Origin of the sequence: Myceligenerans xiligouense, assembly GCF_003814695.1 — a bacterium.
Taxonomy (GTDB): Bacteria; Actinomycetota; Actinomycetes; order Actinomycetales; family Cellulomonadaceae; genus Myceligenerans; species Myceligenerans xiligouense.
Genome location: NZ_RKQZ01000001.1, coordinates 2,457,364 through 2,481,326 on the forward strand (window position 1 = coordinate 2,457,364; position 23,963 = coordinate 2,481,326).

Consider the following 23,963-nt stretch of genomic DNA (forward strand, 5'->3'; position numbering starts at 1 on the left):
GTCACCGGGGTGAAGCTGCCCTCCCGGTCACGCGGGACGTCGAGCTCGACCGGCCCGATCTTGGTCAGCACCGTCTTGGACCGGGTGCCGTTGCGCTCGTTCGTACCCGTCTTGCCCTCCTGGCCACCGGGCCGGTAGCCCAAGTGCTCGGTCAGTTCTTCGTCCAGCGCGGCCTCCAGGACCTGCTTCGTCAGCCCGGTCAGCAACCCGTCCGGGCCGACCAGGTCGATTCCCGCGGCCTTCGCCTGGGCCACCAGCTGCTGCCAGCGGTTACTCAGACAGGCCCGGCGGTGCCGATCAGGGCGCAGGTGCAACGGCGGTGTGCGGTCTACAACTCAGGCACGGTCCGGTCGGTTCGCGAAGGCGTAGGCGGTGGAGCCGTTGGCTCGCCGAGCGCGGCGTTCGTCCGGGTGGCGAGCCTGAAAGAGCCGGCTACCCGGCGAAGGTGATCGTGGGGGCATAGCCAGGGGCGAGGTGTTCGTACACCACGGTCGTGGGGACTAGGTTCCACTGGTGCCCGAGAAATAGTGCGAGCCCTGCTGGCGCAGCGATGAATAGGTGGACTCGCTGTGCACCGGTCTCGGAGGTGGCAGATCGGACCGCGTCCCGAGCCCGGGTTGCCCAGTCGATTGCCCACCCGGGTCCGGGCACCGCGTTCTGACTGGGTCCGCCGTCGCGGGAGAGGACGAGAAGGCGCTCAGCGGGGATGGCGGTTTCGGACAGGCACCGGCGGACTTCGGCCACTGGGTTGTGCGTGAGCGCGATCGCGACCGCGAGTTCGGCCGCGCCCTTGACGTGTTCGTCAGATTGGATGTCGAGGTTCGCACCTTCTCGGGCCGCGGAGGTTGCCCATTCTTCGCCGCGCTGGTCGACCGATAGCACCCAGCCGGCGACTTCCGGCAATGTGCGGCCGACGGCGAAGTAGAGGGGCAGGCGCATCGCGCCGACGACGTGGACCCGTCGGCTACGGAACGCGCCCAGTTCGGTGCGCGCCTTGTTGAGCTTCGGGATGACGATGGTTGGCCAGGCGTTTGGGTTGCTGAGTTGGCGCCTTTGGAACGGGTCGACGTCGGGGTAGTGGTCGACGATGTCAATCGTCACGTTCGGCAACTCGGGAATGGGCGCGTGGTCGATCGCGTGGACTGCGAGAACCAGAGTGCCCCTGCGTGCGAGTAGGTCGCGTTCCGCAACTTCCGCGCGGATTTCATCACGGGTACGCGCGCCCCGCCCGGCGGTGACCCAGTTGCGAACCATCGCCCGCCCGACATCGAGCGCGGCGTCGTCGTTACGCAGCCCTGCCTGTTGCATGAGCGGTCGGCATCGCTCCAGCCAGGACGTGTCGGCCTCGCCGTGGACGAGTCGGACTTCGCTGAGGAACTGAGCGAGCTCCTCGATGCTGATCTGGAGCGAAGCTGACCAACGCTCAAGTGCCTTTCCCCCTGCGCTTCTCGGCCTCAGGCGGTCCAGTGCCTCGCGGGGAATCGTGTCGGTGGAGTTGTCGATCAGGTTGAGTATCGGGTCGGCGTGGTCGTAGTTGCGGTTGGACAGCAGGGTGAGGGTGAATGGTTCGCCTGTTGCCGTCAGGCGAGCCCAGGTCGCGTAGAAGTGTGCCAGGGGGCATTTGCCTCGTGGGCTCGGCGAGGTGAGGAGCCACGTCTCATTGACGACGGTGTTTCGGTAGTTGCTCGACTTGACCTGGGTGTACTCGTGGGCGAGTCCCGACCCCGCACGGCTGCGCACGACCACGTCGTCGAAGGCTCCACCCTGGGCGTCTTCGATGCTCACGGATTCGATCCGCGGATCGTTCAGTGCACGGCAGGCGTGGTAGAGGCCGACACTGTGCTGGTAGTCGTCGCCGCGGATTGCCGCTGCTCGTGGGGGAAGTGTCATGCCGCGGCTTGATCGGTGAACGCCGGTGTCGGGGTGATGTCCGTCGCGACGTCGACGAGCAGGTCGGGTGTGATCGGCTCGAACGGGTACGCCCGTAGCAGGGCTGCTGGAACCAGACGCTGTGTCAGGTCGGAGAACGTGAACCCAGGTGTGCCGTCGCTGCGCGGTCCGGTGATCTCCACGAGTTTGTCGATGATCCCTGGGCTCAGTTCGAAGCCGTCGAATGCGGTGGTCAGGACTTGGTGGCGCTGCTCTTCGGTCGGGCGTCCGAATTCGAAGGTGGCCGCAGCTCGCCGGCGCAACGCGGGGTCGAGCGCGGCCAGGCGATTGGTGCAGAGCACGACCAGGAGCGGGGTTGCGGTACCAGCGAACTGGTCGATTCCGGCCAAGAAGGCGTTGACCCCGGCGCGGTCCTCGTGATGCATCTGCGTGGCTTCGCGGGACTGGACGAGAGCATCGGCCTCATCGACGACGAGGATCGTGACGGCCTTGAGGCGGCCGTCACCGGTTCGACCTCGGCGCGCTTCTGCCCCGACCTGCTCGAACGACTTCGCGATCAGGGTGGTCATCTCACCCACGTGCCCTGTACCTCGTGCGGCGAGTTTGAGTCGGTACAGAAGCACCGGGACCCTCAGAGAGTCGGAGAGATCGCATCCGAAACTCTCCGCGAGCGCTGACTTTCCGGAGCCGACGTCACCCGCGAACAGCAGCAGCGGGGCGCGGTCTCGCAGGAGAGTGAACGCGCTCGCATTGGCGGCTGCGGGGTGGTGCTGGGCAGCCCACCTGGTTAGTGAAGCCGGGTCGGCGAGAACCGAGGCCTCGCGGCGAAGGCGCTCCTTGATGTGGTCGACTCCCACAAGCCGCTGGTAGCGCGCAGCACGGGTCGGGTCGGGAAGCTCGATGACGGGATGGAAAAGTTCGGTGTCGCTCGACATGCTGGATCTCCTGGCGAATCTGGTGCCGGGAGGAGCGGCACGCGCCGATCAGTGGCTAGAACGCGACGAACACGTCACGGCTGAGGCCGGTGCCGTTCCGCGAGTACTCAGAGCTGCTGGTGACCGCGCCGCCGCCGAGCGACGGCTCGTCTGCGCTCGATCGCTGGAAGGGCAGGGTGCGCTTGAACGCTGCCTGCTTGTCCGCCGTCGCCGCCCGGTAGGTGCTGCTGTAGCGCAGATAGCTACTGAACGATCGGCCGGCGATGTCGACCGCTGACGGGAGCCGTCCGGGGGGCACATCGCGCAGCTGTCCCCCTACAACTGCGCTGTACCGCAGACGTAGGACCCAGCTGTCCCCGTTCTTGAAGCCGAAGTCGACCGTGTTCATGTAGCCGGCCTTGAGGAACAGCGCGATCTCTTCGACGTAGTCGTCGATGCTGGTCGATGCGGGTTTCCCGTAGCGGGCGTAGAGGTTCCGCAAGTCCGCGCCGAGCTTGCTGGCGACGTAACGGGCGTCCGTGATGGTGAAGGTTGAGCTTCTCGTGTCTGAGAGTGTCATCTCACGCCCCCGGGAATGTCGGTCCGAAGAGGGTTTGCCATGCCTCGACGGCGGCACCCTTGGTCGGGGCAGTGCCCGCCCACGCAACCTGGTCCAGGGCTTCAGCGGCGCGGTCCACGAGCCGCTGACGGTCGGCCTCGGTGTACGAGCTTGCGACGTTGTTCTGCGGGTTGACCGGGTCCCAGACCTGGATCGGGTCGTAGGACGCACCGACATCGGAGGCGTTGTAGTAGTCCGTGAAGACGATCGGCGCCTTGAGCTCGGTCACGACGATGTAGCCGAGGAACTGCTCGAACGCACGTGGGTAGTCCGTGAGTGCGAGTGCCTCGCCGTTCCAGCCGTTGTCCCACAGGTGCGCGACGATCAGTTCGGCGAGAAAGCTCTTGAACCGCAGCGCCTCGTTCTCGTACTTGGCCCGGGCGATGAACGCCTTGATCAGGCGGATGAGTTCCTTGTACTCGGTGCCCGCGACAGCCGCGCGCTTGTTCAGGAACTCCAGGTGCAGCGTCACCGAGGTCAGGACACGGTCGCCATTCCGCGTCACGAGATACCCGCGGTCGTCGGGCTCGTCCTCGTAGAGCACGGGCGCGACGTCGATCTTCAGGCCCGTGCCCTTCATCGTGATCCCGACGGCGTGCTGAGAGATCTGAAAATCCTCAGCGTCCTTCGTCTCGCCGTACACCTCGATGCAGCGGTCGCGGAGCCACTCCAGCAAGTGCGTCTCGTCGGCAGACAGGCCGCCGACTGCGGCCGCACGGACGTACGCGGCGACGTCGGCGTCCGAGCCGGAACGGATCGCAGTGTGCTTGGCGACGCTGCCCGAGGCGCGCATCTTCACCAAGTCGTAGTCGGGGTGTGCCGCGATGTACGACTCGAGGCGGGTGCGCAGGTGGTTCACCTGCTGGCGGCGGCTCTTAGCCGTCTCGGACGGGACGTTGACCCGGTTGACCGCGAACGACTTCAGGTCCGCGTGGGTGACATGATCGTGCATTGGCTCTTCCTCCTAGCGGCCGCATGCAGCGGCCTCTCCGCTCGGCGGGAGGAGGAGTGAACGCGAAAACGCCCCATGTCCAGTAGCTGAGACTCCAGTCGCAGCACCGGCGGAGGGGATCTACCGTACGAGCGACCAAACACGCACGGAGGCCTCGGTTCAGACTTCGCTCTGGCCGAGGCCTTCGCTTTGCCCTGCCAGCCCTCGCGGGCTGGCGTTGGAACACTTGTGCGGTGTTCCGATCTCATTCTGGCACTCGTGCCTGACGAGTGCCAACACCAAACCACACCCATGTCATTCCCGCGGATGTACCCAAGGCGCCGCGCCTCTGGCCGCGGTGGGGCGCGGGCCCGTGAGCTGCGGTCGTAGATCTGCGCCCTAGTCTGGATCGATGTGGCCTGGACGATGGCTGACGCCGACGTAGTTGAGCCTCGGCCCAACGTAATGTGATAAGCGTCACATGGTCGATGTGGGGTACGGGCGAGCCGTAGAGCGAACGCACAACTCACGAAGGACTACGGACACTTCGCGCTGCAGTCGCAGGGACCTCACAATGCCATGCGCGCTGGCGCTTGCCCGCAGCGGCGAAGCCGGCATCGTCGGGGAATCAGCTCGTCACGGTGGGGGCTGCGGGCAGTTCACTCCAGGCGTTGTCGATCCGTTCGGTGGTCTGCGCAGGCCTGTGGATCTGGTCCAGGATTACGTCGCCGTGGCCGCGCGCTGCCCTCGTGCCCTGGCTGCCCGAGCCAGCATGCCTGCGATCGCCGCGGAGGCGACGAACGGCGTTGTGATCACACCCACGATGCCCGCCGCGGCGAAGACGAACTGCGAAGGGCCCCACGGGAAGACGTCGGCCTGCCGCGCGACTCGGGGGTTCTCGGGCAGGTAGGTCACGTCGATCGGATCGCCGTACCGTGGCACGCCGGTCCATCGCGTGATCCACGATTCCTCTTCGTCGACCCATACCATGAGCCGGTCTTGGCGGTTGCTTCCCCACTCCGAGCTGAGGACCTCGGCCTGGGCGGCGACGCCGCGCTCGTGGAGGGCAGCGAGATCACGGACTTCTACCAGCGTGGCGCCGACACAGAGCAGCGTGAACGCGATCGGTGCGAAGGTGAAGACCATGATGGACGTCCAAGCGCCCTGCTCCTGTGCTTCGTGCTTGATCCTGCGCCAGGCGGCCGGCGCCCACGCCAGGCGGTGACTTCGCGGCTGCCGTCCGCCTCGATTTGTCGATGCCTCTGGATCTGGACGAGGTCGCCACGCGCGATCACGAACCCGGCGCACGAGCAGCGCGAGACCAGGCGGCACGATCAGGGCAACCAGCCCGAGCGCGCCGATCTCGAAGAGCGCCACGATGGCAATCGACGCGTCGACCACAGGTGCGTCGACTGCCATGACTCGGCCGGGGTTCGCCGGGTCATACGTGATCTCCAGTGCGTCCCCCACCTCGGTGCCACGAGGCCAGTGATTCAGGCGGGTGAATACCGAGGGGTTGTCGTCCGGGCTGATCGTCATCGTGCGTGGCCCTCGCCCGCCGCCCTCGAACGCGAGCACCTCCGCCGACGTCTTCACGCCGTGCTCCTCGAGGATCACGAAGGTGCGGAAGTGCTCCACCGACAACCACGTCGGAACGGCCGCGATCGCCAACACCAGGAGCATGATTCCGACGAGGCTCCTCGTACGACGATCACGGTTGTGCTCAGCAAATCTGTCGAACCGAGACGTCGTGAAGGGATCGTTCTGCATGGAGCCGCTCATCGTGGCCGCGAGCATACCCTCGCCCTGGAGTTGTTCCGCCCGCTAATCTGAGCCGGGTGAGGCACCCGCCTCACGCACCGATGACCAGCCCACCCGCTGCCGTCATCGTGCCCGCCCGCCCCGCCGGGCAACGACAACCGATCGATGAACCCCCACCGATGCCCCACCAGCACGATCCAGGAGCATCGCACCAGCTCAGCGAGCCAAAGCCCACTCATGGGGGAAACGTACCGATCTGGGTGACTCCGCGCGACGTTTCCGGCGTCGTGTCGCGGAATTCGTGTCCGGAACGTGCTCGGCCCGGTGGTGTCCGGCACGTGGGCATGGTTGGACATGAGCGAAGTGTCAGCTAACTTAGGTCAGGCATGCCTAACTAGATCGCGCCGTGCCGGTGGATCGGGCATGGCACCCGTCCCGTCGGTCCCATCGGAGGAGCCTCGCGCATGTCCTCACCCCTGCCCGCCGCCGCCCGCGGCGTCGTGCCCGTGTCGTCGTCGGCCGCGTCCGCGCCGCCGTCCGGTGCCCGGCACGACCGGTCCGCGCTGCTGCGCGGCGCCACCGCCGCCGAGTACGCCCGCGTCACGCGGGCGGTGGTGGACGACGTCGCCGGGCGCGTCGCCGCCGTCACCCAGCCGTTCGCCGGTGCGGGACGGGCTGAGCTGGGCGCACGCTGCGACGCGGTCGACCTCGACGCCCCGGGCGTCGGGACCGAGGAGGCGCTGGCCGAGGCGGCCGACCTGTACGCGGGCAACGCGGTCTGGTATCACCACCCGGCCTACGCCGCCCATCTGAACTGCCCGGTCGCCGTGCCGGCCGTGGCGGCGGAGGCGATGCTGGCGGCGATCAACACGTCGGTCGACACCTACGACCAGTCCGGTGCCGCGACCCTCATGGAACGCCGCCTGGTCGACTGGACGGCGGGCCGCATCGGCTTCCCCGTCGGCCGGGACGAGCGCGGTGAGCCGGCGGGCGCCGACGGCGTCTTCACCTCCGGCGGAACGCAGTCCAACCTGCAGGCGATGTTCCTGGCCCGGCAGCGTGCGCTGGACGGGCTCGGCGGCGTCGAGCGCGCCGTGACGCAGTCCCGCCTGCGGATCCTGGCCACGGCGGCGAGCCACTTCTCGGTGGCCAAGTCGGCCCTGCTGCTGGGCCTGTCCGAGGACGCCGTCGTGGACGTGGACGTGGACGGCGACGGCCGCATGGACCCCGACGCCCTCGGCCGCGCCCTGACCGACGTCGCCCGCGCCGGCGACACCCCGATGGCCGTCGTGGCGACCGCCGGCACCACCGACCGCGGGTGCGTCGACCCGATCCTCCCGCTCGCCGACCTGGCCGACGCGACCGGTGCCTGGCTGCACGTGGACGCCGCCTACGGCTGCGGGCTGCTGGTCAGCCCCACCCGGCGCGGCCTGCTGGCCGGCATCGAGCGGGCCCGCAGCGTCACCGTCGACTTCCACAAGGCGTTCTTCCAGCCCGTCTCGTCCAGCGCGCTGATCGTGCGCGAGGCCACCGACATGGCCCGCGGGTCCTGGCACGCCGACTACCTCAACCCCGAGCGGGACAACGGCGAGCTCAACCCCGACCCGAACCAGGTCGGCAAGTCCCTGCAGACCACCCGCCGGTTCGACGCCCTGAAACTGTGGGTCACCCTGCGGGCGCTGGGCGCCGACGGCGTCGGGCGGCTGGCCGACGCCACCTACGACCTGGCCGCGGCCGTGCACGCCGACCTCGCCGACGACCCGCAGCTGCGCCTGGTCGCACGCACGGACCTGTCCACCGTCATGTTCCGCTACGAACCCGACGGGCTCGCCCCGGAGCACGCCGACGCCCTCGTGTCACAGGTGCGCCGCGTCCTGTTCGACTCGGGCCGGGCGCTGGTCGCCAAGACCGTCGCCGACGGTCGCCCCTGCCTCAAGCTGACCCTGCTCGACCCGGACATGACGCTCGACGACGTGCGCGCCGTCCTGGACCTCGTCCGCTCGGCCGCCCAGGGCCTGCTGGCCGGCGAAGAACTCGCCGGCCTCGACGTGCCACCCTGCCGGGACGTCCACCCCCGGCTGACCCGCGAGGAGACCGACTGATGCGCACCTACGACCTCGCCGGCGTCGGCATCGGCCCCATGAACCTCGGCCTCGCCGCCCTCGCCGCGCCGCTCGACGACGTCACGTGCGTCTTCCTCGACCAGCGCGACGGATTCTCCTGGCATCCCGGCATGCTCATCGAGGGCACCACGCTCCAGGTGCCCTTCCTCGCCGACCTCGTCACCATGGCCGACCCGACCTCGCCCTACTCGTTCCTGGCCTGGCTCAAGGAGACCGGCCGCCTGTACCCCTTCTACATCCGCGAGTCCTTCTACCCGCTGCGCGCCGAGTACGACGCCTACTGCCGCTGGGCGGCCGGCCGCCTCGCCGAGGCGGCGCCCGGCATGCTGCGCTGGGGCCGGCGCGTCACCGCCGTCGAGTACGACGCCGGCGGCGACGCCTACGTCCTGACCGCACGGATCGCGGGCCCCGACGGCGTGACCGAGGAAAAATACCGTGCCAAGCACCTCGTGCTGGGCACCGGGACGACACCGCGCCTGCCCGCCGAGCTCCGCGACCTGGCCGGAGCCGGGCCCGTGGTCCACACCGGCGACTACCTGCCGAACCGGGAGGCGCTCACCGCCTCCGGCGCCGTCACCGTGGTGGGCAGCGGCCAGTCCGCGGGGGAGGTGTACCGCGACCTCCTCGACGGCCTCACGACCGGCCCCGGCGGCACGAGCCCCTACCGCCTGGACTGGGTGACCCGCAGCAGCCGCTTCTTCCCCATGGAATACACCAAGCTCACCCTCGAGATGACCTCCCCCGAGTACACCGACCACTACGTGGCGCTCCCGCAGGACCTGCGCGACCGGCTCGGCCGGGAACAACGCAACCTCCACAAGGGCATGAGCGGCGACCTCATCGACGACATCTACGACACCCTCTACCGCAAGTCGGCCCTCGGGACACCACTACCGACCACCCTCCTGACCGACTGCGAGGTCACCGCCGCCCGCCTCGACCCCCACGGGGCCGGCGGCACCGGCGAGTACGTCCTGACCCTGCGCCACGGCCAGACCGGCCGGCAGACCGAGCACCGCACCCGCGCCGTCGTCGCCGCCACCGGCTACACGCCCACCACCTCCGAATTCCTCGCACCCGTGCTCGACCGCCTCGACCTGGACCCCCGCGGCCGCCTCGTCGTCCGCCGCGACTACACCGTGGACACCGACCGCCGCGTCTTCGTGGCCGGCGGCGAGGAACACACCCACGGCGTGACCGCACCCGACCTCGGCTTCGCCCCCTGGCGCGCCTCGGTCATCCTCGCCCGCGTCACCGGCCGCGAGCCCTACCCGATCGAACGCCGCATCGCGTTCCAGACCTTCGGCCTGGACTCCCCGGAATCACCGGACCCCGTCCCCGCCGGCGCCCCCGCGTCGCGCCCTCACGCCGTCGCGACCACGCCGGCGGCCACGGAGACGACACGATGACCGACACCACCACGACCTTCCGCACCGCCACCCGCGTCGGCGACCTGACCGTCGAACCCGTCGACCCCGCCCGCCACACCCCCCTCCTGCACCAATGGCTCACCCACCCCGCCTCCCACTACTGGGAGATGGGCGACCTCACCACCGACCAGGTCCGCACCTACCTCACGACCCTCGGCACCGACGACGCCCAGCACGGCTGGCTGCTGCGCCACGACGGCCACCCCATCGCCTACGCCGAGACCTACGACCCGGCCCGCACCGTCCTCCACGGCCTGCCCCCCGACATCCTCGACCACCGCACCGGCGACCTCGGCATGCACCTCCTGGTCGCACCCCCGCCGCCCCCACCCGCACCCCGCCTGCCCGGCCTCACCGACGCCGTCATGACCACCGTCATGCGATTCTGCTTCGCCCGCACCGGACGCGGCGCCCTGCGCGTCGTCGTCGAACCCGACGCCCGCAACACCGCCATCCACGCCAAGAACGCCGCCGCCGGATTCCGCGTCCTGCGCGACCTCGACCTCCCGACCGAAGGCCACACCAAACGCGCCCGCCTCAGCATCTGCACCCGCGACGACTTCGAGGCCTCCCCGCTCGGCGACGGCACCGGCCCCCTCAGCACCGAACCCGCCGCACACCTGCGCCCGGCGCTCGCGGACGCCGCCCACCGGCATCTGGCCGCCAAGGCGCTCGCCGAGTTCACGCACGAGCGCCTGCTCCTGCCGGTGCCCGCACGCGAGGGCGACGCCGCGGGGCGGGAGACGACGCACGACGAGCCGCGCGAGTACGTCCTCGAGCTGGACGCCGCCCCCGCCCGCGTCACCTACCGGTTCACCGCCCGCCGCTACCCGCTGGAGCACTGGGTGATCGACGAGGCCGGCCTGCGCCGCACCCGCACCGGCCCGGACGGCACCGCACGCCCCGCGCCGATCGACGCGCTGGAACTGGTCGCGGAACTGCAGCCCCTGCTGAACGTGCCCGAGGACCTGCTGCCGGTGTACCTGGAAGAGCTGTCGTCCACGCTCGCCGGGGCGATGGCGAAGCGGGAGCGCGAAACGCTCGGCACCACCCCGTCCGCCCCGGGCCTCGTGGACGCGCTGGCCGCGCCGGACGTCGCCGCCGCGTTCCAGGCCGTCGAGTCCGCCATGACGGAGGGCCACCCGGGCTTCGTGGCCAACAACGGCCGGATCGGCTTCTCCCTGTCCGACTACCGCGCCTACGCCCCCGAACGCGCCGGCCGCCTGCGACTCCTGTGGCTCGCCGCCCGGCGCGAGCACACCCACCTGTCCCTCGGCGCCGGCGAGACGGAACCCGGCCTCTACGGCACGCCGTCGTCGGCCGGGGAACTGTCGGGCGCCGAACGCGCCGCGTTCGCCACCCGCCTCACCGCCCGCGGCCTGGACCCGGACGACTACCTGTACCTCCCCGTCCACCCGTGGCAGTGGGAGCACCGGGTGGCGATCACCTTCGCCGCCGACGTCGCCCGCCACGACCTCGTGCCCCTCGGCCCCGGCGCCGACGAGTACACGCCGCAGCAGTCCATCCGCACCCTGTTCAACACCACCCGGCCGCACCGGCACTACGTGAAGGTCGCCACCGCCATCCAGAACATGGGCTTCCTGCGCGGGCTGTCCCCGAGGTACATGCGCGGCACCCCGGCAGTCAACGACTGGGTCGCCGACCTCGTGACCGGCGACGACACCCTGCGCCGCGCCGGGTTCGGCGTCCTGCGCGAACTCGCCGCCATCGGCTACACCGGCGACGCCTACCACCGCACCCGCGCCGACAACCCCTACCGCAAGATGCTCGCCGCCCTCTGGCGCGAGTCACCCCTGCCCCGCCTGGCCGAGGGAGAGCGCGTGGCGTCCATGGCCGGGCTCCTGCACCGCGACGCGAGCGGCACCGCACTCGCCACCTCCCTGATCCAGGCCTCCGGCCTGGACCCGCACCAGTGGGTGCGGTCCTACCTCGACGCCTACCTGTACCCGCTGGTGCACTGCCTCCTCGCACACGACCTCGCCTTCATGCCGCACGGCGAGAACCTCGTCCTGGTACTGCGCGACCACGTGGTGACCCGGGCCTTCATGAAGGACATCGGGGAGGAGACCGCGGTACTCGGCCCGCGGGCCCTGCCCGCACCCGTCGAACGCGTCCGCGCCCTCGTGCCCGACGACGAGAAGGCGCTCGCCGTGTTCACCGACGTGTTCGACGGCGTCCTGCGCCACCTGTCCGGCATCCTCGCCGCGGACGGCGTCCTGCCCACGCGGCGGTTCTGGACCCTCGTGGGCGAGGTCGTGGACCGGCACCGCGACGAACATCCCGGCGTCGCCGCCCGCCACGGCCGCGGCCTCGGCGTGGACCTGCGCGCCGAGACCTTCGCGCACTCCTGCCTCAACCGGCTCCAGCTGCGCGACACCCGCCAGATGGTCGACCTGACCGACCAGGCGTCCTCGCTGATCTACGCGGGGCGACTGACCAACCCGATCGGAGTGACGGTGCCCGCGTGACCCAGCCGCACGACCCACCCCAGACCCCACCCCCCTTCCAGCTCTACCGGGACACGCACGGCATCCCCCACGTCCGTGCCGCCACCGAGCGGGCCCTCGCCCACGGCCAGGGCTACGTGACGGCGCTCGACCGCGCCCACCAGATCGAGGCGGGCCGCCTCCGTGCCGAGGCCCGGCTCGCCGCCCGCACGGGACCCGACGGCCTCGCCTGGGACCGCTTCGCCGTCCGCGTCCGTCTCGCCGACACCGCGCGGCGGGTGGCGGACGCGCTCGCCGCGCCCGAACGGGAGTGGCTGGCCGCCTACGCGCGCGGTGTGAACGCCGGACTGGCCGCGCGCGCCGGCGAAGCGGCCGGCCCCGGCCCCTGGCGGCCGTGGACCCCGATCGGGCTGTTCCTCGTCGACCACGTCCTGTTCAACGGGTTCCCCGGCGTGCTCTGGCGCGACCACGTCGCCCGCACCCTGGGCCCGCGGTTCCCCGGCGTGCCGCCGCGGACCCGCGCCGAATGGTTCGCGGCCGACGGCGGCCCCGGCGCCGGTGGTGCGTCCGGCTCCAACGCGTGGGCCGTCGCACCGGACGCGACGGCGTCGGGCAGCCCTCTGCTCGCGGGCGACCCGCACCGCACCCTGGAGCTGCCCGGCACGTACCAGCAGATCCGGCTCGCCTGCACGGCCGAGGGCGCGGACGGCGACGAGGTCCCGTACGACGTCCTCGGCCTCGCGTTCCCGGGCGTGCCGGGCGTCCAGCACTTCGGGTACGCCCTGTCCGACGGCGGAGCCGCGGGCGGCACCACCGGCGTCGCCTGGGGGATCACCAACGCCATGGCCCACCACGTGGAGGTCTTCGAGGAGCGGCTGCGCCGGTCCGCCGACGGCGGCTGGGAGGCCGAGGGCCCCGACGGCTGGGAACCGGCCGCCGGAGGGTTCGAGACGATCGAGATCCGCGACCTCGACGGCGAGGCGGCCGGCTCGCCGCACCCGCGCCGCGAGTCGGTGCCGTGGATCGAGACCACGCGCGGCGTCCGGGTGGCCACCCGGCACGACGACCGCGACGACGGCCGTGACGGCCCGGACACGCGGCACTTCACGATCCGCTGGCCCGTCCGCGTCCTGGCCGACGCCGGCGTACCCACCTGGCGCCGCCTGCTGCGCGCCCGGTCCGCCCGCGACGTGGCGACCGCGTTCCGCGACGGCTGGGTCGACCCCGTCAACCGCGTCCTCACCGCCGACACCGGCGGCGAGATCCTCGGCCTCACGGCCGGCCGGGTCGCCGAGCGCGCCCCGGACGAGCGCGTCCTGCCCGTGCCCGCCTGGACCGACGCCGCCCGGCCGCGCGCCTGGACCCGCCTCCCGGAACCCGAACGAGTGACCTCCGGCGTCGCCGTCGACGCCAACGAACGCCCGACGACGCAACGCCCCGCCGGCAACGCACCGCACGACCACCGCCGCGACCGCGAGGCCCACGCCCTGGGCTGGTCGTACGCACCCCACCGTGCCGACCGCATCCGGGAGCTCCTCGCCACCCCGCCCGCGGGCGGGGAATCACCCGGCACCCAGCACCGCGTCCACGCCGACGTGTCCAGCCGCGCCGCCCTCGCCCTCATGGCACGCCTCGGCGTGCCGGAACGGCTCCGGTCCTGGGCCGAGGCCGGCGCACCCATGCACGCGGACAGCGCCGACGCGGCAGCCTTCGCCCGATGGCGCGACGCGCTCGTGCGCCACGTCGCGCGCGACCCCCGCCTGGACGGCCTGCGCACCGGCGGATCACCGTACGGCGAGATCTACGCCCCCTGGTTCGACCCCGACGCCGCCGTGGGGTTCGGACTCCTGCGGCTCCTGGACGCCCTCGGCATCGACCCCGGGGACCCGGACCTCCCGCAACCGGACACACCCCCCGCGCCGCACGCCCCACCACCCGCCACCACCTGGGGCGACCTGCACACCCTGGCCCCGGCCCGCCTGCCGGGCGGCCCGGACCTCCCGGTCCCCGCCGCGCCCGTCTCCGGCGACAACGACACCGTGCGGTGCACCGGCGGCACACCGGGCGGGTCACCGCGAGCCGCCCGCGGCTCGGTGGCCCGCTGGATCTGGGACCTCTCCGACCGCCGCGCCAGCCGCTGGGTGGTGCCGTTCGGCGCGAGCGGCGTCCCCGGCGACCCGCACACCACCGACCAGCACGCGACCTGGGCCGCCGGCGGCACGGTCCCCGTCGAGACCGACTGGGACCGGCTGACGCCCGTCCACCCGGCCATGTCCACGCCCTCGCCCGAGCCGCCCCGGCGACTCCTGCACGGCCCGCGCGGGGCCGAGGTCTGGCGCACGACCACACCACGCGGCGTCATCACCGCCCACGTGCTCGACCCCGACGCGGACCTCGACGTCCTGCACGCCTGGGTCACGGCGCCCCGTGCCCGCTTCTGGGGCCTGGCCGGCCTGACACGCGACGAACTGCGCGAGACCTACGAGTTCGTCGACTCCCTGCCCACCCACAACGCCTACCTGGTGCGCTGGGACGGCACCCCCGTCGCGCTCGTCCAGGCCTACCACCCCGAGGACGACCCCGTCGCCGCCGCCTACCCCGTGGCCGACGGCGACCTCGGCCTGCACTTCTTCCGGGCGCCCACCCTCCCGGAACACGCCGGCGGGGGAGCGGAGAGCTGGGCGGTGCTGGGCTCGGCGCTCGCGCGCTTCCTCTTCGCCGCGCCGGGCACGCGCCGCCTGATCGCGGAGCCGGACGCCAGCAACGCGGCGGCGCTCGCCCGGATGACGACGTTCGGCTTCGAGGCGGGCGAGCGCGTCCGCTTCGAGTCCCCGAACGGCCCGAAGGACGCGGTGATGGCGTACCTGACCCGGGAGAGGGCGGAACTCCTGGACCAATAAAAGTGTGCCAAGCGCGAGTGACGCGCCGACGGTTGGCCGGGGCAAATGGCTTGCCGTCGAATGAGATCATCGGAGCGATGCCTCATGACCCCGCAGGTTCCACCCTGTCCACTTTCGCATCGATTCGACGTCTCTACCCCTACGTCCGATCGGCCATCCCGCCGCTGACCGGCGGCCTGCTGTCCGCCCTCGGCGCGAGCCTCGCCGCCCTCGCGATCCCGCACGTGCTCCAGTACGTCGTCGACGGCCCGCTCACGCGCGGCGTGGCGACGCGCGACTGGACCGGCCTCGCCTGGTCCGTCGTGCTGGTCCTCGCGTTCGGCCTCGCCGAGGTGGGGCTGGTCGCGTTGCGCCGCAACCTCGTCATGTTCCCGGGCACGCGGGTCGAGCACGCGATGCGCATGGCGATGTTCCGGCACCTGCAGGACCTGCCCGCCGCGTTCCACGACAGGTGGCCCGGCGGCCAGCTCCTGTCCCGCGTCATGGGCGACCTCGGCATGCTGCGCCGCTGGCTCGTCTTCGGCCTGCTGCAGCTCGTGCTGAACGTCGCCACCATCGCCGTCGGCGTGGGTGTCCTGGTCGCGACGGCGGGCTGGCTCGGACTGGTCTACCTCGCCGGCGCCGTGCCGGTGGTGGTGATCGTCTTCCGGTTCTCCCGCAGGTACCGCGTCATCTCGCGCCGCTCCCAGGACCAGTCCGGCGACCTCGCCAACACCGTCGAGGAGTCGGTCCACGGCATCCGCGTCCTGAAGGCCTTCGGCCGGGGCCACGACGCGCTGCACTCGTTCACGGGGCAGGCCGACACGCTGCGCCGCACGGAACTGCACAAGGCGGGCGTCGACGCCCGCCTCATGGCCGCCCTCACCCTCATCCCCGAGGTCACGCTCGGCGTCTGCCTCGTGCTCGGCGTCTGGCTGACCGGCACCGGGCAGATGACCGTGGGCGACCTGGTGCTGTTCTTCGCCACCACCGCCGTCGTGGGCGGGCCCGTCGTCGACCTCGGCATGAGCCTGTCCATGACGATCAACGCCCGCAGCGCCGTCGACCGCTACTTCGAGGTCATGGAGACCGCGCCCGCCCTCACCGACCCCGAGCACCCCGCCACGCTGCCCGCCGGCCGGGGGCGCGACGTCGCCCTGCGGGACGTGTCCTTCGCCTACCCCGACGCCGGCCGGGGCCGTGACGTCCTGGAGCACGTCGACCTCGACCTGCCCGCGGGGACGACGACGGCCCTGGTGGGCCTCACCGGCTCCGGCAAGTCCACCGTCGCGATGCTCGTCCCGCGCATCTACGACGTCACCGGCGGGCAGGTGCTGCTCGACGGCGTCGACGTGCGCCACCTGACCCGCCACGACCTGCGCCGGCACGTCGCCGTCGCGTTCGAGGACCCCACGCTGTTCTCGGCGTCCGTCCGGGACAACGTGCTGCTCGGCGTCCCCGAGTCCGGGCCCGGCGCGGTGGGGGAGGCCGAGCGCACCCGCCGCATGCACGAGGCCCTGGAGGTCGCCCAGGCAGGGTTCGTCCACGACCTGCCCGACGGCGTGGAGACCCGCATCGGGGAGGAGGGCCTGTCCCTGTCCGGCGGCCAGCGCCAGCGCCTCGCGCTCGCCCGTGCCATCGCCGCCCGGCCCGGCGTCCTCGTGCTCGACGACCCCCTCTCCGCGCTCGACGTCACCACCGAGGAGGCCGTCACCCGGCGCCTGGCCGACGTCCTGCACGGCACCACCACCCTCGTCATCGCCCACCGCCCCTCCACCGTGGCCCTCGCCGACCGGGTCGCCGTCCTCGAGGACGGCCGGATCTCCGCCGTCGGGCCGCACAGCGAGCTGCTCGCCACGAGCGCGCACTACCGCCACGTCATCTCCAGCCTCGAGGAGGACTACGTGTCGCACGACCATCCCGGCTCGGCCGCCGGCCCGGCCGCCCCCGCGGACGAGGAGGTGAGCGCGTGAGCGCACCCGACGGCCGCCGTCGTCCCACGAACGCCGAGCACGACGACGAGACCAGCCTCGACCGCGCCACCTCCCGTGCCGTGCGGCGCCGCTCCATCGCCCTGCTGGGCGACCTCCTGCGCCCGCACGCGCGGATCCTCGCCTGGGCCGCCGTCCTGGTCACGGCCTCCAGCGCCGCACAGGTCGCCGGCCCCTGGCTCGTCTCCCTCGCCATCGACAAGGCGCTGCCCGCCCTGCCCGGCGACGTCGGCCCGCTGGCCGCGATCGGCGGCGCCTACCTGGCCGCCGCCGTGGTCGCCGGCGTCGCCATCGGCGCCTACCGCCGCGTCGCCGCCAGGATCGCCCAGAACGTCCTCCTCGACCTGCGCCGCCGCGTCTTCCGCCAGACCCAGCGCCTCAGTCTGGAGTTCCACGAGTCCTACACCTCGGGGCGGATCATCTCCCGGCAGACGAGCGACCTGGAGGCCCTGCGCGAGCTGCTCGACGGCGGCCTCGTCGGCGTCATCGCGTCGGTGCTGGTCATGACCTTCACCGCTGTCGGGCTCACGATCCTGGACCCGCTGTCCGGGCTCGTCCTGATGACGGGGCTCGTCCCCGCCTGGTTCCTCCTGCGCTGGTTCCGCAAGCACTCGCAGGTCGCCTACCGCGAGCAGCGCACGTGGTCGGCCCGCCTCATCGTGAAGTTCGTCGAGACGATGACCGGCATCCGGGCGGTCCAGGCGTTCAACCGCGAGGCCACCACCGAGCGGGACTACGACCGGATCGGCAGCGCGTACCGTGACGCCAACCTCCGGATCTTCGGCATCAACGGACGGTTCGCCCCGGGCCTGCTGCTCATCGGGAACGTGACCGTCGTCGTGGCGCTGGCCGCCGGCGGCTGGCGGGTGCTGGAAGGCACCCTGGCGGTCGGCGTGCTGGTGGCCGTGCTGCTGTACGTGAAGCGGTTCTTCGCGCCGATCCAGCAGATCGCCATGTTCTACAACGCGTTCCAGTCCGCGGCGGCCGCGCTGGAGAAGGTCTCCGGGCTGCTGGCCGAGGAGCCGACCGTCGTCGAACCCGCCGAGCCCGTCGACCTGCCCGCCCCGCGCGGCGAGCTGCGCCTGGAGCACGTGCGCTTCGCCTACGGCGACGGGCCCGTGGTGCTGCCCGGCCTCGACCTGACGATCCCCGCCGGGCAGACGGTGGCCCTGGTGGGCACCACCGGGGCGGGCAAGTCCACGATCGCGAAGCTGGTGACCCGGTTCTACGACGCGACCGGCGGGCGGGTGCTGGTCGACGGCGTCGACATCCGGGACATCGCCTCCCCGGTGCTCCGCCGCAACGTCGTGATGGTGACCCAGGAGTCGTACCTGTTCAGCGGGTCGGTGGCGGAGAACATCGCGCTCGGGCGGCCCGACGCCACGCGGGAGGAGATCGAGGCGGCCGCACGGGCCGTCGGGGCCCACGGATTCGTCGAGAACCTGCCGGACGGCTACGACACCGAGGTGAACAAGCGCGGCGGCCGCGTGTCCGCGGGACAGCGTCAGCTCCTGTCCTTCGCGCGAGCGTTCCTGGCCGACCCGACGGTGCTGGTGCTCGACGAGGCGACGTCGTCCCTGGACCTGCCCGGCGAACGGCTCGTGCAGCGCGGCCTGCAGTCGCTGCTCGCGGACCGCACGGCGATCATCATCGCGCACCGGCTCTCCACCGTGGAGATCGCGGACCGCGTGCTGGTGCTGGAGCACGGCGAGGTCGTGGAGGACGGCAGCCCCGACGAGCTCGTGGACCGGGGCGGCCGGTTCGCCGCGCTGAACGCGGCGTGGCAGGACTCGCTGGTCTGACCCGGCGAAGCCGTCCGGTCAGGCGAAGTGGCGCGCGCGGGACGCGGGGCGCGCGGCGGGGTACGAGCCCGTGAGCGTCGTCTCCGGCGGCACGTGCGACGGCGGCGCCCAGGCCGGGAGCGGCTCGGGCACGGCGGGCGCGGGGTTGCGGGGCTGCGTCTCGGAGTGGCCCGGTACGAGGTGGCTGGGCGGCGCCTGGTAGGCGGGCGCCGGGTTGCGCGGTGCCGGGGCCCGAGGCGTCGGCGCGGACCACGCCTGCGGCGTGTAGGGCCGGGGCGTGTACGGCTCCGGCGCGGCGTGGGCACCCGGTCGCGCGGCGTGCTGTCCGGGCGCCGACGCGGCGGGCAGGGCCGGGGTCGCGGCGACGCGCAGCTCCTGATGGATCCGTCCCGAGAGGCTCGCCGCGATCGCGAAGCGCAGCGGGGCGAGGTTCTCCACCGCCATCGACCCGGTCACCGCGGGCGGGGGGAGGAAGGCGAACACCTCGTCGTCCGCCAGGCTCATCCCGCGCGCCTCGGCCTGGTGCAGGGTCTCCTCCAGCAGGTACTCGGCGCGGCCCTCCGCCGACTCGAGCTCCCGGAACATCTCGTCCATGGTCTGCCACCGCCTCTCGAGCGTGCCCTCGACGGTGTCGAGGAACCACCACCCGGTGGGCGACTCCAAGAAGATGTCGCCGAAGCACGAGGCGAATCTGGCCACCTGATCGGTGATGCCGAGCCAGCCCCACGAGGAGAGAGCGAAGTCGTAGGCGACGGGGGTGAACTCTCGGATCAGGTGCACCCCTCGATGTTGCCATGATCACACTCTGAAAAAAAGGACTGCGAAGGACATATCTCTTATGGCCGAAACCCTTTTACGAGAGCGTTACACGCATCGGCCGCACCACGACGCGCGGGGCCTCGCGTACCCACCAGTGGCCCGTCTCGGCGCGCTCGGCGCGGGTGGTGTACCGGTAGCGCCAGGCCACGGCGCGGACCCAGCGGGGAGGCGCGCCCTCGAACGGGTCGGTGCGCAGCAGGCGCAGGGTGGGCGCGTCGGCCTCCAGGAGGCGGCGCAGCAGCACGGTGAACCACCCCGAGGCGTGGCCGAGGGGCAGGAACCACATCTGCCAGTCGAGCCGCAGGTGGTACGGCGCCCACTGCGGCGGCCGGCGCGCCGGGTCGCCGGGCTTGCCCCGGAACTCGTACTCGCGCCACCCCTCCGGGCTGCCGTGCGGCGCGCGCGACGCCGCCTCGGGGTCGTCGGCGTCCGTCCCCTCGACGACGATCTCGACCCGGCGCTTCGTCATCGACCCGAACGCCCCGTAGGCGTTGACGAGCCGGAACGGCTCGAACGAGGCGTTCATCCGCTGCCGCGGTGAGGCGAGGTTGAGCGCGGGCCACACCGACAGGACGGCCAGCAGGAGCATCGCCGCGCTGACCACGGCCACGTAGGCCACCGGCACCCCGGCCGCGGCGACGCCGTCCGGCCCCGGCTGCCCGGCGCCGGCGGGCACGGGGATCCCGGTCCGGCCGAGCAGCCACTCCCACGTGCCGTCCGAGACCACGCCGAGCCCCAGGAGGATCGTCGCCCAGTTGAGCCAGGCGAAGTTCCCGGTGACCACGAGCCAGCCCTGTGTCAGCACGACGGCGATACCCGTGACCGACGCGAACGGCTGGGGCAGGAGCAGCAGCCACGGCAGCCCGAGCTGTGTCACGTGGTTCCCGGCCACCTCGAACCGGTGCCACCAGCGCGGCAGATGATGCGCGTGCCAGGAGAACGGCCCGGGCATCGGCTGGGTCTCGTGGTGGTAGTCGAGGGCGGTCAGGTCACGCCAGGCCGGGTCCCCGCGCCACTTGATGAGCCCCGCGCCGAGCTCGACCCGGAACAGCAGCCAGCGCACGGCCAGGATCGTGAGGACCGGCGTCGCGACGCCGTCGGACACGCCGAACCCGCCGGGCGACCCCAGGAACGCGACCACGAACCCGGCCTCGCACAGCAGGGTCTCCCAGCCGAACCCGTAGAACCGCCCACCCGCGTTCACCACGGACAGGTAGCCGAACCACAGGGCGCCGAAGCAGAGCATCGGCACCCACCAGTCCCCGGCCTGCGGCAGCCCGACGACGGCCGCCGCACCCAGCGCGACCCCGCACCACGCGACGGCCACGAGCAGCCCGTCGGAATAGCGCACCCGGAAGAGGCTCGGACCGTCACGCCAGGTCGTGGCGGCCAGCCGGAGGGGCGCGGGCGTGAGGCCGCGCTCGCCGCTCAGCGGCCGGAACTGGCGCAGCACACCCCAGAACGCGACCACGTAGAGCGCGCCGAACCCGCGCTGGAGCACCTGCCGCGCGACGTCGTAGTCGGTGGTGGTCCACCAGGTCAGCCAGTCGGGCACGGCGGCACTCCTCGGGCTCGCGGGTCAGGAGGCCGCGGCGAGCTGGTCCTCGTCGGCGAAACGCTGCCCGACGGCGGCCAGCCGCGCGATGAGCTCGCGGGCGGGCGGCGTGGGCGCCCCGATGGTGAGTGCCATGATCCGCCGGATGGCGCCGGGCAGGGGAGCGGTCACCACCCCCGGGTCGCGGTGCGCGCGCAGCGTGAGGGCGGGCACCGTGCTCACGCCGGCCCCCGAGGCGACGAGCGCCTGGATGGCGACGTAGTCGTCCGTCTCGAACGCGATCCGCGGCGCGAACCCGGCCTGGGCGCAGCGTGCCAGGAGGTCGGCGCGGCAGCGTTCGCACCCCGCGATCCAGTCGGCGTCGGCCAGCGTGGCGAGGGCGGGCGGGTCGCACACCCCGTCGGTGGCGTCGGCGGGCGCGTCGGCGACCGCTCGCACCAGGTGCACGGGCTCGTCGAAGACGTCGGTCACCTCGAAGCGGGACAGGTCCTCGATGCTGCGGGTGTGCTTGACGTCGGTGTGCTCGAAGACGAGGGCGACGTCGACCTTGCCGGCGCGCAGCGCGTCCACGGCCTCGGGGGGTTCGGCCTCGAGGAGGCTGACGGCCAGCCCGGGGAGGTCGGCGCGGAGGTTCGCGACGGCCGCGGGGACGATCGTGGCGAGCGCGGAGGGGAAGGCGGCGAGGCGGGCGCGCCCGGCGCGCATCTCGGCGAGGGCCTCCAGCTCGCGGGCGGCGCCGTCCACGCGGGCCAGGATCTCCTCGGCGCGGTCCGCCAGGAGCCGGCCGGCCTCGGTGAGCCGGACGCCGCGGCCGGCGCGCTGGAGCAGCGGGATCCCGGCCTCGGACTCCAGGCGGGACAGGTGGTGGCTGACCGACGGCTGCGCGTAGCCGAGCACTCGGGCCGCGGACGTCACGGAGCCGGTGCGGGCGACGGCCGCGAGCACGCGCAGGCGGGTCAGGTCGAGGTCTGCGGGCATGGAGCCAGCCTACGCCTCTTGCATCGGTGATTGCTATATGTTCCGACGAAACCTCGTATTGGACCTATGGGTCGCCGCCGGGGCAGAGTGTGGCGTATGACCGCCGCACCGTCCGCCGTGACCGCGTCCAGCCCCGCCTCCGCCCAGCAGGTCGTGCCCGGGATGCGCGAGGTGCTCTCCGCCCACGCGCGGATCGAGCAGCTCGTGGTGCGCACCCCGGCCACGTCGTACGCCGAGCTCGACGCGGCCACCGGCGCGCGTGTCGTCGTGAAGCACGAGAACCTGCAGCACACCGGCGCGTTCAAGGTGCGCGGGGCGCTCAACCTCCTGCTGTCCATGACGCCCGCGGAGCGCGAACGCGGCGTCGTCGTCTACTCCACCGGGAACCACGCCCAGGCGCAGGCGTACGCCGCCCGCCACACGGGCGCGCCGGCCACCATCGTCATGCCCGCCGGCCCGACCCCGCCGAACCCCCTCAAGGAGCGCGCGGTGCGGGCACTCGGCGCGCGCCTCGAACTCGCCGGGCAGTCCCTCACCGAGGCCGCGGGCCACGCGGCGCACCTCGCCGCGCGCGACGGCGCCCGGCTCGTGTCCGCCGCCGACGAGCCGCTCCTCGTCGCCGGTGTCGCCACCTGCTATCTCGAACTGCTGCAGCAGGCGCCCGGCCTCGACGCGATCGTCGTCCCCGTGGGCGGCGGCTCCGGCGCGGCCGCCGCCTGCGTCGTGGCCGCCGCTATCGCGCCGCACGTGGAGGTGATCGGCGTCCAGTCCGACGCCGCCCCCGCCGCGCACGACTCCTGGCGGTCCGGCGAACTCGTCGAGCGTCCCGCCGCGACCCGCGCCGAGGGCCTCGCGACCGGCACCGGCTTCAGCCTCACCCAGTCCGTCCTGCGCGACCACCTCACCGACTTCCTGCTCGTGTCCGACGACGAGATCTCCGCCGCGCAGCACCGCTACCTCACCGCGGCGCGGACCGTCGCCGAAGGGGCCGGCGCGGCAGCCCTCGCCGCCGTCGTCCGGTACCCCGAACGGTTCGCCGGACGCCGTGTCGGCGTCCTGTGCACCGGCGGCAACGCGTCCGACGCCGAGCTCCGCCGCGCCTTCGAGGAGCGATGACGGGACGGGGCGGCGCGAGCGGGGTAGCGTCGCCCCATGGCCCGCTACCTCGAGGTCCACCCGAGAGACCCGCAGCCGCGCAGCATCGCCCAGGCCGTCGCCACGCTCCGCGACGGCGGGCTCATCGCCTACCCGACCGACTCCGGCTACGCCCTCGGGGCGTGCCTGGACAGTCATGACGCCGTCGGGCGTATCCGGGAGATCCGGCGCCTCGACGCGCACCACCACTACACCCTGGTGTGCGCCGACTTCGCCCAGATGGGACGGCTCGTCAAGCTCGACAACAGCGCGTTCCGCGCCATCAAGGCCGCCACGCCCGGCCCTTACACGTTCATCCTCCCCGCCACCGCGGAGGTCCCGCGCCGGCTCGCGCACCCGCGGAAGAAGACCGTCGGCGTCCGCATCCCGGACCACCGCGTCGTGGCCGCCCTGCTGCGCGAGGTCGGGGAGCCGCTGCTCTCCTCCACCCTGATCCTGCCCGGGCAGACCGAACCCCTGGCCGACGGCTACGTCGTGAAGGAGACGCTCGACAAGGTGGTGGACGTCGTCCTGGACGACGGCGGGACGGGGGCCGCCGAACCCACGACCGTCGTCGACTGGTCAGGTGGTTCCCCCGAGATCGTCCGGGAGGGCGCCGGGGACCCCGGACGCTTCGCGTGACCTGGCCCTCAGTCGCATAACCTTTCG

16 protein-coding genes and 1 pseudogene are annotated in these 23,963 nt (G+C 72.3%); 8 read left to right on the top strand and 9 right to left on the bottom strand.

Going from position 1 to position 23,963, the window contains the following annotated elements; all coding sequences use genetic code 11:
- Positions 1 to 2: 2 nt before the first annotated feature.
- The 6 genes and pseudogenes from EDD34_RS10620 to EDD34_RS10645 form a co-directional block, all read right to left on the bottom strand.
- Positions 3 to 308 (bottom strand): annotated as a pseudogene (locus tag EDD34_RS10620) (transposase); the annotation flags it as partial.
- A 124-nt stretch (positions 309 to 432) separates the two neighbouring features.
- Positions 433 to 1,785: an SAVED domain-containing protein gene (locus EDD34_RS10625; RefSeq protein WP_170177040.1), complete on the bottom strand. Its 1,353-nt coding sequence runs from the start codon at positions 1,783 to 1,785 to the stop codon at positions 433 to 435.
- A gap of 101 nt (positions 1,786 to 1,886) precedes the next feature.
- On the bottom strand, positions 1,887 to 2,825 hold the full coding sequence (locus tag EDD34_RS10630; protein ID WP_123814536.1) for an AAA family ATPase: 939 nt from the start codon (positions 2,823 to 2,825) through the stop codon (positions 1,887 to 1,889).
- A 55-nt stretch (positions 2,826 to 2,880) separates the two neighbouring features.
- Positions 2,881 to 3,384 carry an HORMA-1 domain-containing protein gene (locus EDD34_RS10635; RefSeq protein ID WP_123814537.1) on the bottom strand — a complete coding sequence of 168 codons (504 nt, stop codon included), beginning with the start codon at positions 3,382 to 3,384 and terminating at the stop codon, positions 2,881 to 2,883.
- A gap of 1 nt (position 3,385) precedes the next feature.
- On the bottom strand, positions 3,386 to 4,375 hold the full coding sequence (locus tag EDD34_RS10640) for a CBASS oligonucleotide cyclase (RefSeq protein ID WP_170177041.1): 990 nt from the start codon (positions 4,373 to 4,375) through the stop codon (positions 3,386 to 3,388).
- A 699-nt stretch (positions 4,376 to 5,074) separates the two neighbouring features.
- Positions 5,075 to 6,025: a hypothetical protein gene (locus EDD34_RS10645; protein WP_170177042.1), complete on the bottom strand. Its 951-nt coding sequence runs from the start codon at positions 6,023 to 6,025 to the stop codon at positions 5,075 to 5,077.
- A 554-nt stretch (positions 6,026 to 6,579) separates the two neighbouring features.
- Between EDD34_RS10645 and EDD34_RS10650 the strand changes: the two genes are divergently transcribed.
- From EDD34_RS10650 to EDD34_RS10675, 6 genes are all read left to right on the top strand, one after another.
- Positions 6,580 to 8,217 carry a pyridoxal phosphate-dependent decarboxylase family protein gene (locus EDD34_RS10650; RefSeq protein ID WP_123814539.1) on the top strand — a complete coding sequence of 546 codons (1,638 nt, stop codon included), beginning with the start codon at positions 6,580 to 6,582 and terminating at the stop codon, positions 8,215 to 8,217.
- Entirely contained in the window at positions 8,217 to 9,647 is a 1,431-nt protein-coding gene (locus tag EDD34_RS10655) for a lysine N(6)-hydroxylase/L-ornithine N(5)-oxygenase family protein (protein WP_123814540.1), read from the top strand. The genes EDD34_RS10650 and EDD34_RS10655 overlap by 1 nt, the downstream gene beginning before the upstream one ends.
- The gene (locus tag EDD34_RS10660) at positions 9,644 to 12,157 is read left to right on the top strand and encodes a GNAT family N-acetyltransferase (RefSeq protein ID WP_123814541.1); all 2,514 of its coding nucleotides are present in this window, start codon (positions 9,644 to 9,646) and stop codon (positions 12,155 to 12,157) included. Before EDD34_RS10655 ends, EDD34_RS10660 begins: the two co-directional genes overlap by 4 nt.
- Positions 12,154 to 15,036, top strand: a complete 2,883-nt coding sequence (locus EDD34_RS10665) for a GNAT family N-acetyltransferase (RefSeq protein ID WP_170177043.1) — start codon at positions 12,154 to 12,156, stop codon at positions 15,034 to 15,036. The genes EDD34_RS10660 and EDD34_RS10665 overlap by 4 nt, the downstream gene beginning before the upstream one ends.
- Before the next feature lie 77 nt (positions 15,037 to 15,113).
- Entirely contained in the window at positions 15,114 to 16,988 is a 1,875-nt protein-coding gene (locus EDD34_RS10670; RefSeq protein ID WP_123814543.1) for an ABC transporter ATP-binding protein, read from the top strand.
- A complete protein-coding gene (locus EDD34_RS10675) occupies positions 16,985 to 18,808 on the top strand; it encodes an ABC transporter ATP-binding protein (RefSeq protein ID WP_123814544.1) in 1,824 nt (607 codons plus the stop codon). Before EDD34_RS10670 ends, EDD34_RS10675 begins: the two co-directional genes overlap by 4 nt.
- Before the next feature lie 18 nt (positions 18,809 to 18,826).
- Here the strand turns inward: EDD34_RS10675 and EDD34_RS21195 are convergent, their stop codons facing one another.
- The 3 genes from EDD34_RS21195 to EDD34_RS10690 all read right to left on the bottom strand — a co-directional run bounded on the left by EDD34_RS21195 (position 18,827) and on the right by EDD34_RS10690 (position 22,160).
- Positions 18,827 to 19,588: a T6SS immunity protein Tdi1 domain-containing protein gene (locus EDD34_RS21195; RefSeq protein ID WP_123814545.1), complete on the bottom strand. Its 762-nt coding sequence runs from the start codon at positions 19,586 to 19,588 to the stop codon at positions 18,827 to 18,829.
- A gap of 73 nt (positions 19,589 to 19,661) precedes the next feature.
- Positions 19,662 to 21,182: a lipase maturation factor family protein gene (locus EDD34_RS10685; RefSeq protein WP_123814546.1), complete on the bottom strand. Its 1,521-nt coding sequence runs from the start codon at positions 21,180 to 21,182 to the stop codon at positions 19,662 to 19,664.
- Positions 21,183 to 21,206: 24 nt separating this feature from the next.
- Positions 21,207 to 22,160 (bottom strand): LysR family transcriptional regulator, encoded by a 954-nt coding sequence (locus tag EDD34_RS10690; RefSeq protein ID WP_123814547.1) that lies wholly within the window; start codon positions 22,158 to 22,160, stop codon positions 21,207 to 21,209.
- 96 nt (positions 22,161 to 22,256) lie between these two features.
- Between EDD34_RS10690 and EDD34_RS10695 the strand changes: the two genes are divergently transcribed.
- Together EDD34_RS10695 and EDD34_RS10700 are read left to right on the top strand one after the other, a co-directional pair.
- Positions 22,257 to 23,276 (top strand): threonine ammonia-lyase, encoded by a 1,020-nt coding sequence (locus EDD34_RS10695; protein ID WP_123814548.1) that lies wholly within the window; start codon positions 22,257 to 22,259, stop codon positions 23,274 to 23,276.
- Positions 23,277 to 23,312: 36 nt separating this feature from the next.
- On the top strand, positions 23,313 to 23,936 hold the full coding sequence (locus EDD34_RS10700; protein ID WP_123814549.1) for an L-threonylcarbamoyladenylate synthase: 624 nt from the start codon (positions 23,313 to 23,315) through the stop codon (positions 23,934 to 23,936).
- Positions 23,937 to 23,963: the final 27 nt, after the last annotated feature.

What these genes read in the sequence shown, in the direction of transcription:
- EDD34_RS10700 (WP_123814549.1), top strand. Translation starts at nt 23,313, where the DNA reads ATGGCCCGCTACCTCGAGGTCCACCCGAGAGACCCGCAGCCGCGCAGC.
- EDD34_RS10695 (WP_123814548.1), top strand. Translation starts at nt 22,257, where the DNA reads ATGACCGCCGCACCGTCCGCCGTGACCGCGTCCAGCCCCGCCTCCGCC.
- EDD34_RS10640 (WP_170177041.1), bottom strand. Translation starts at nt 4,375, where the DNA reads ATGCACGATCATGTCACCCACGCGGACCTGAAGTCGTTCGCGGTCAAC.
- EDD34_RS10630 (WP_123814536.1), bottom strand. Translation starts at nt 2,825, where the DNA reads ATGTCGAGCGACACCGAACTTTTCCATCCCGTCATCGAGCTTCCCGAC.
- EDD34_RS10670 (WP_123814543.1), top strand. Translation starts at nt 15,114, where the DNA reads ATGCCTCATGACCCCGCAGGTTCCACCCTGTCCACTTTCGCATCGATT.
- EDD34_RS10655 (WP_123814540.1), top strand. Translation starts at nt 8,217, where the DNA reads ATGCGCACCTACGACCTCGCCGGCGTCGGCATCGGCCCCATGAACCTC.
- EDD34_RS10690 (WP_123814547.1), bottom strand. Translation starts at nt 22,160, where the DNA reads ATGCCCGCAGACCTCGACCTGACCCGCCTGCGCGTGCTCGCGGCCGTC.
- EDD34_RS10635 (WP_123814537.1), bottom strand. Translation starts at nt 3,384, where the DNA reads ATGACACTCTCAGACACGAGAAGCTCAACCTTCACCATCACGGACGCC.
- EDD34_RS10650 (WP_123814539.1), top strand. Translation starts at nt 6,580, where the DNA reads ATGTCCTCACCCCTGCCCGCCGCCGCCCGCGGCGTCGTGCCCGTGTCG.
- EDD34_RS10660 (WP_123814541.1), top strand. Translation starts at nt 9,644, where the DNA reads ATGACCGACACCACCACGACCTTCCGCACCGCCACCCGCGTCGGCGAC.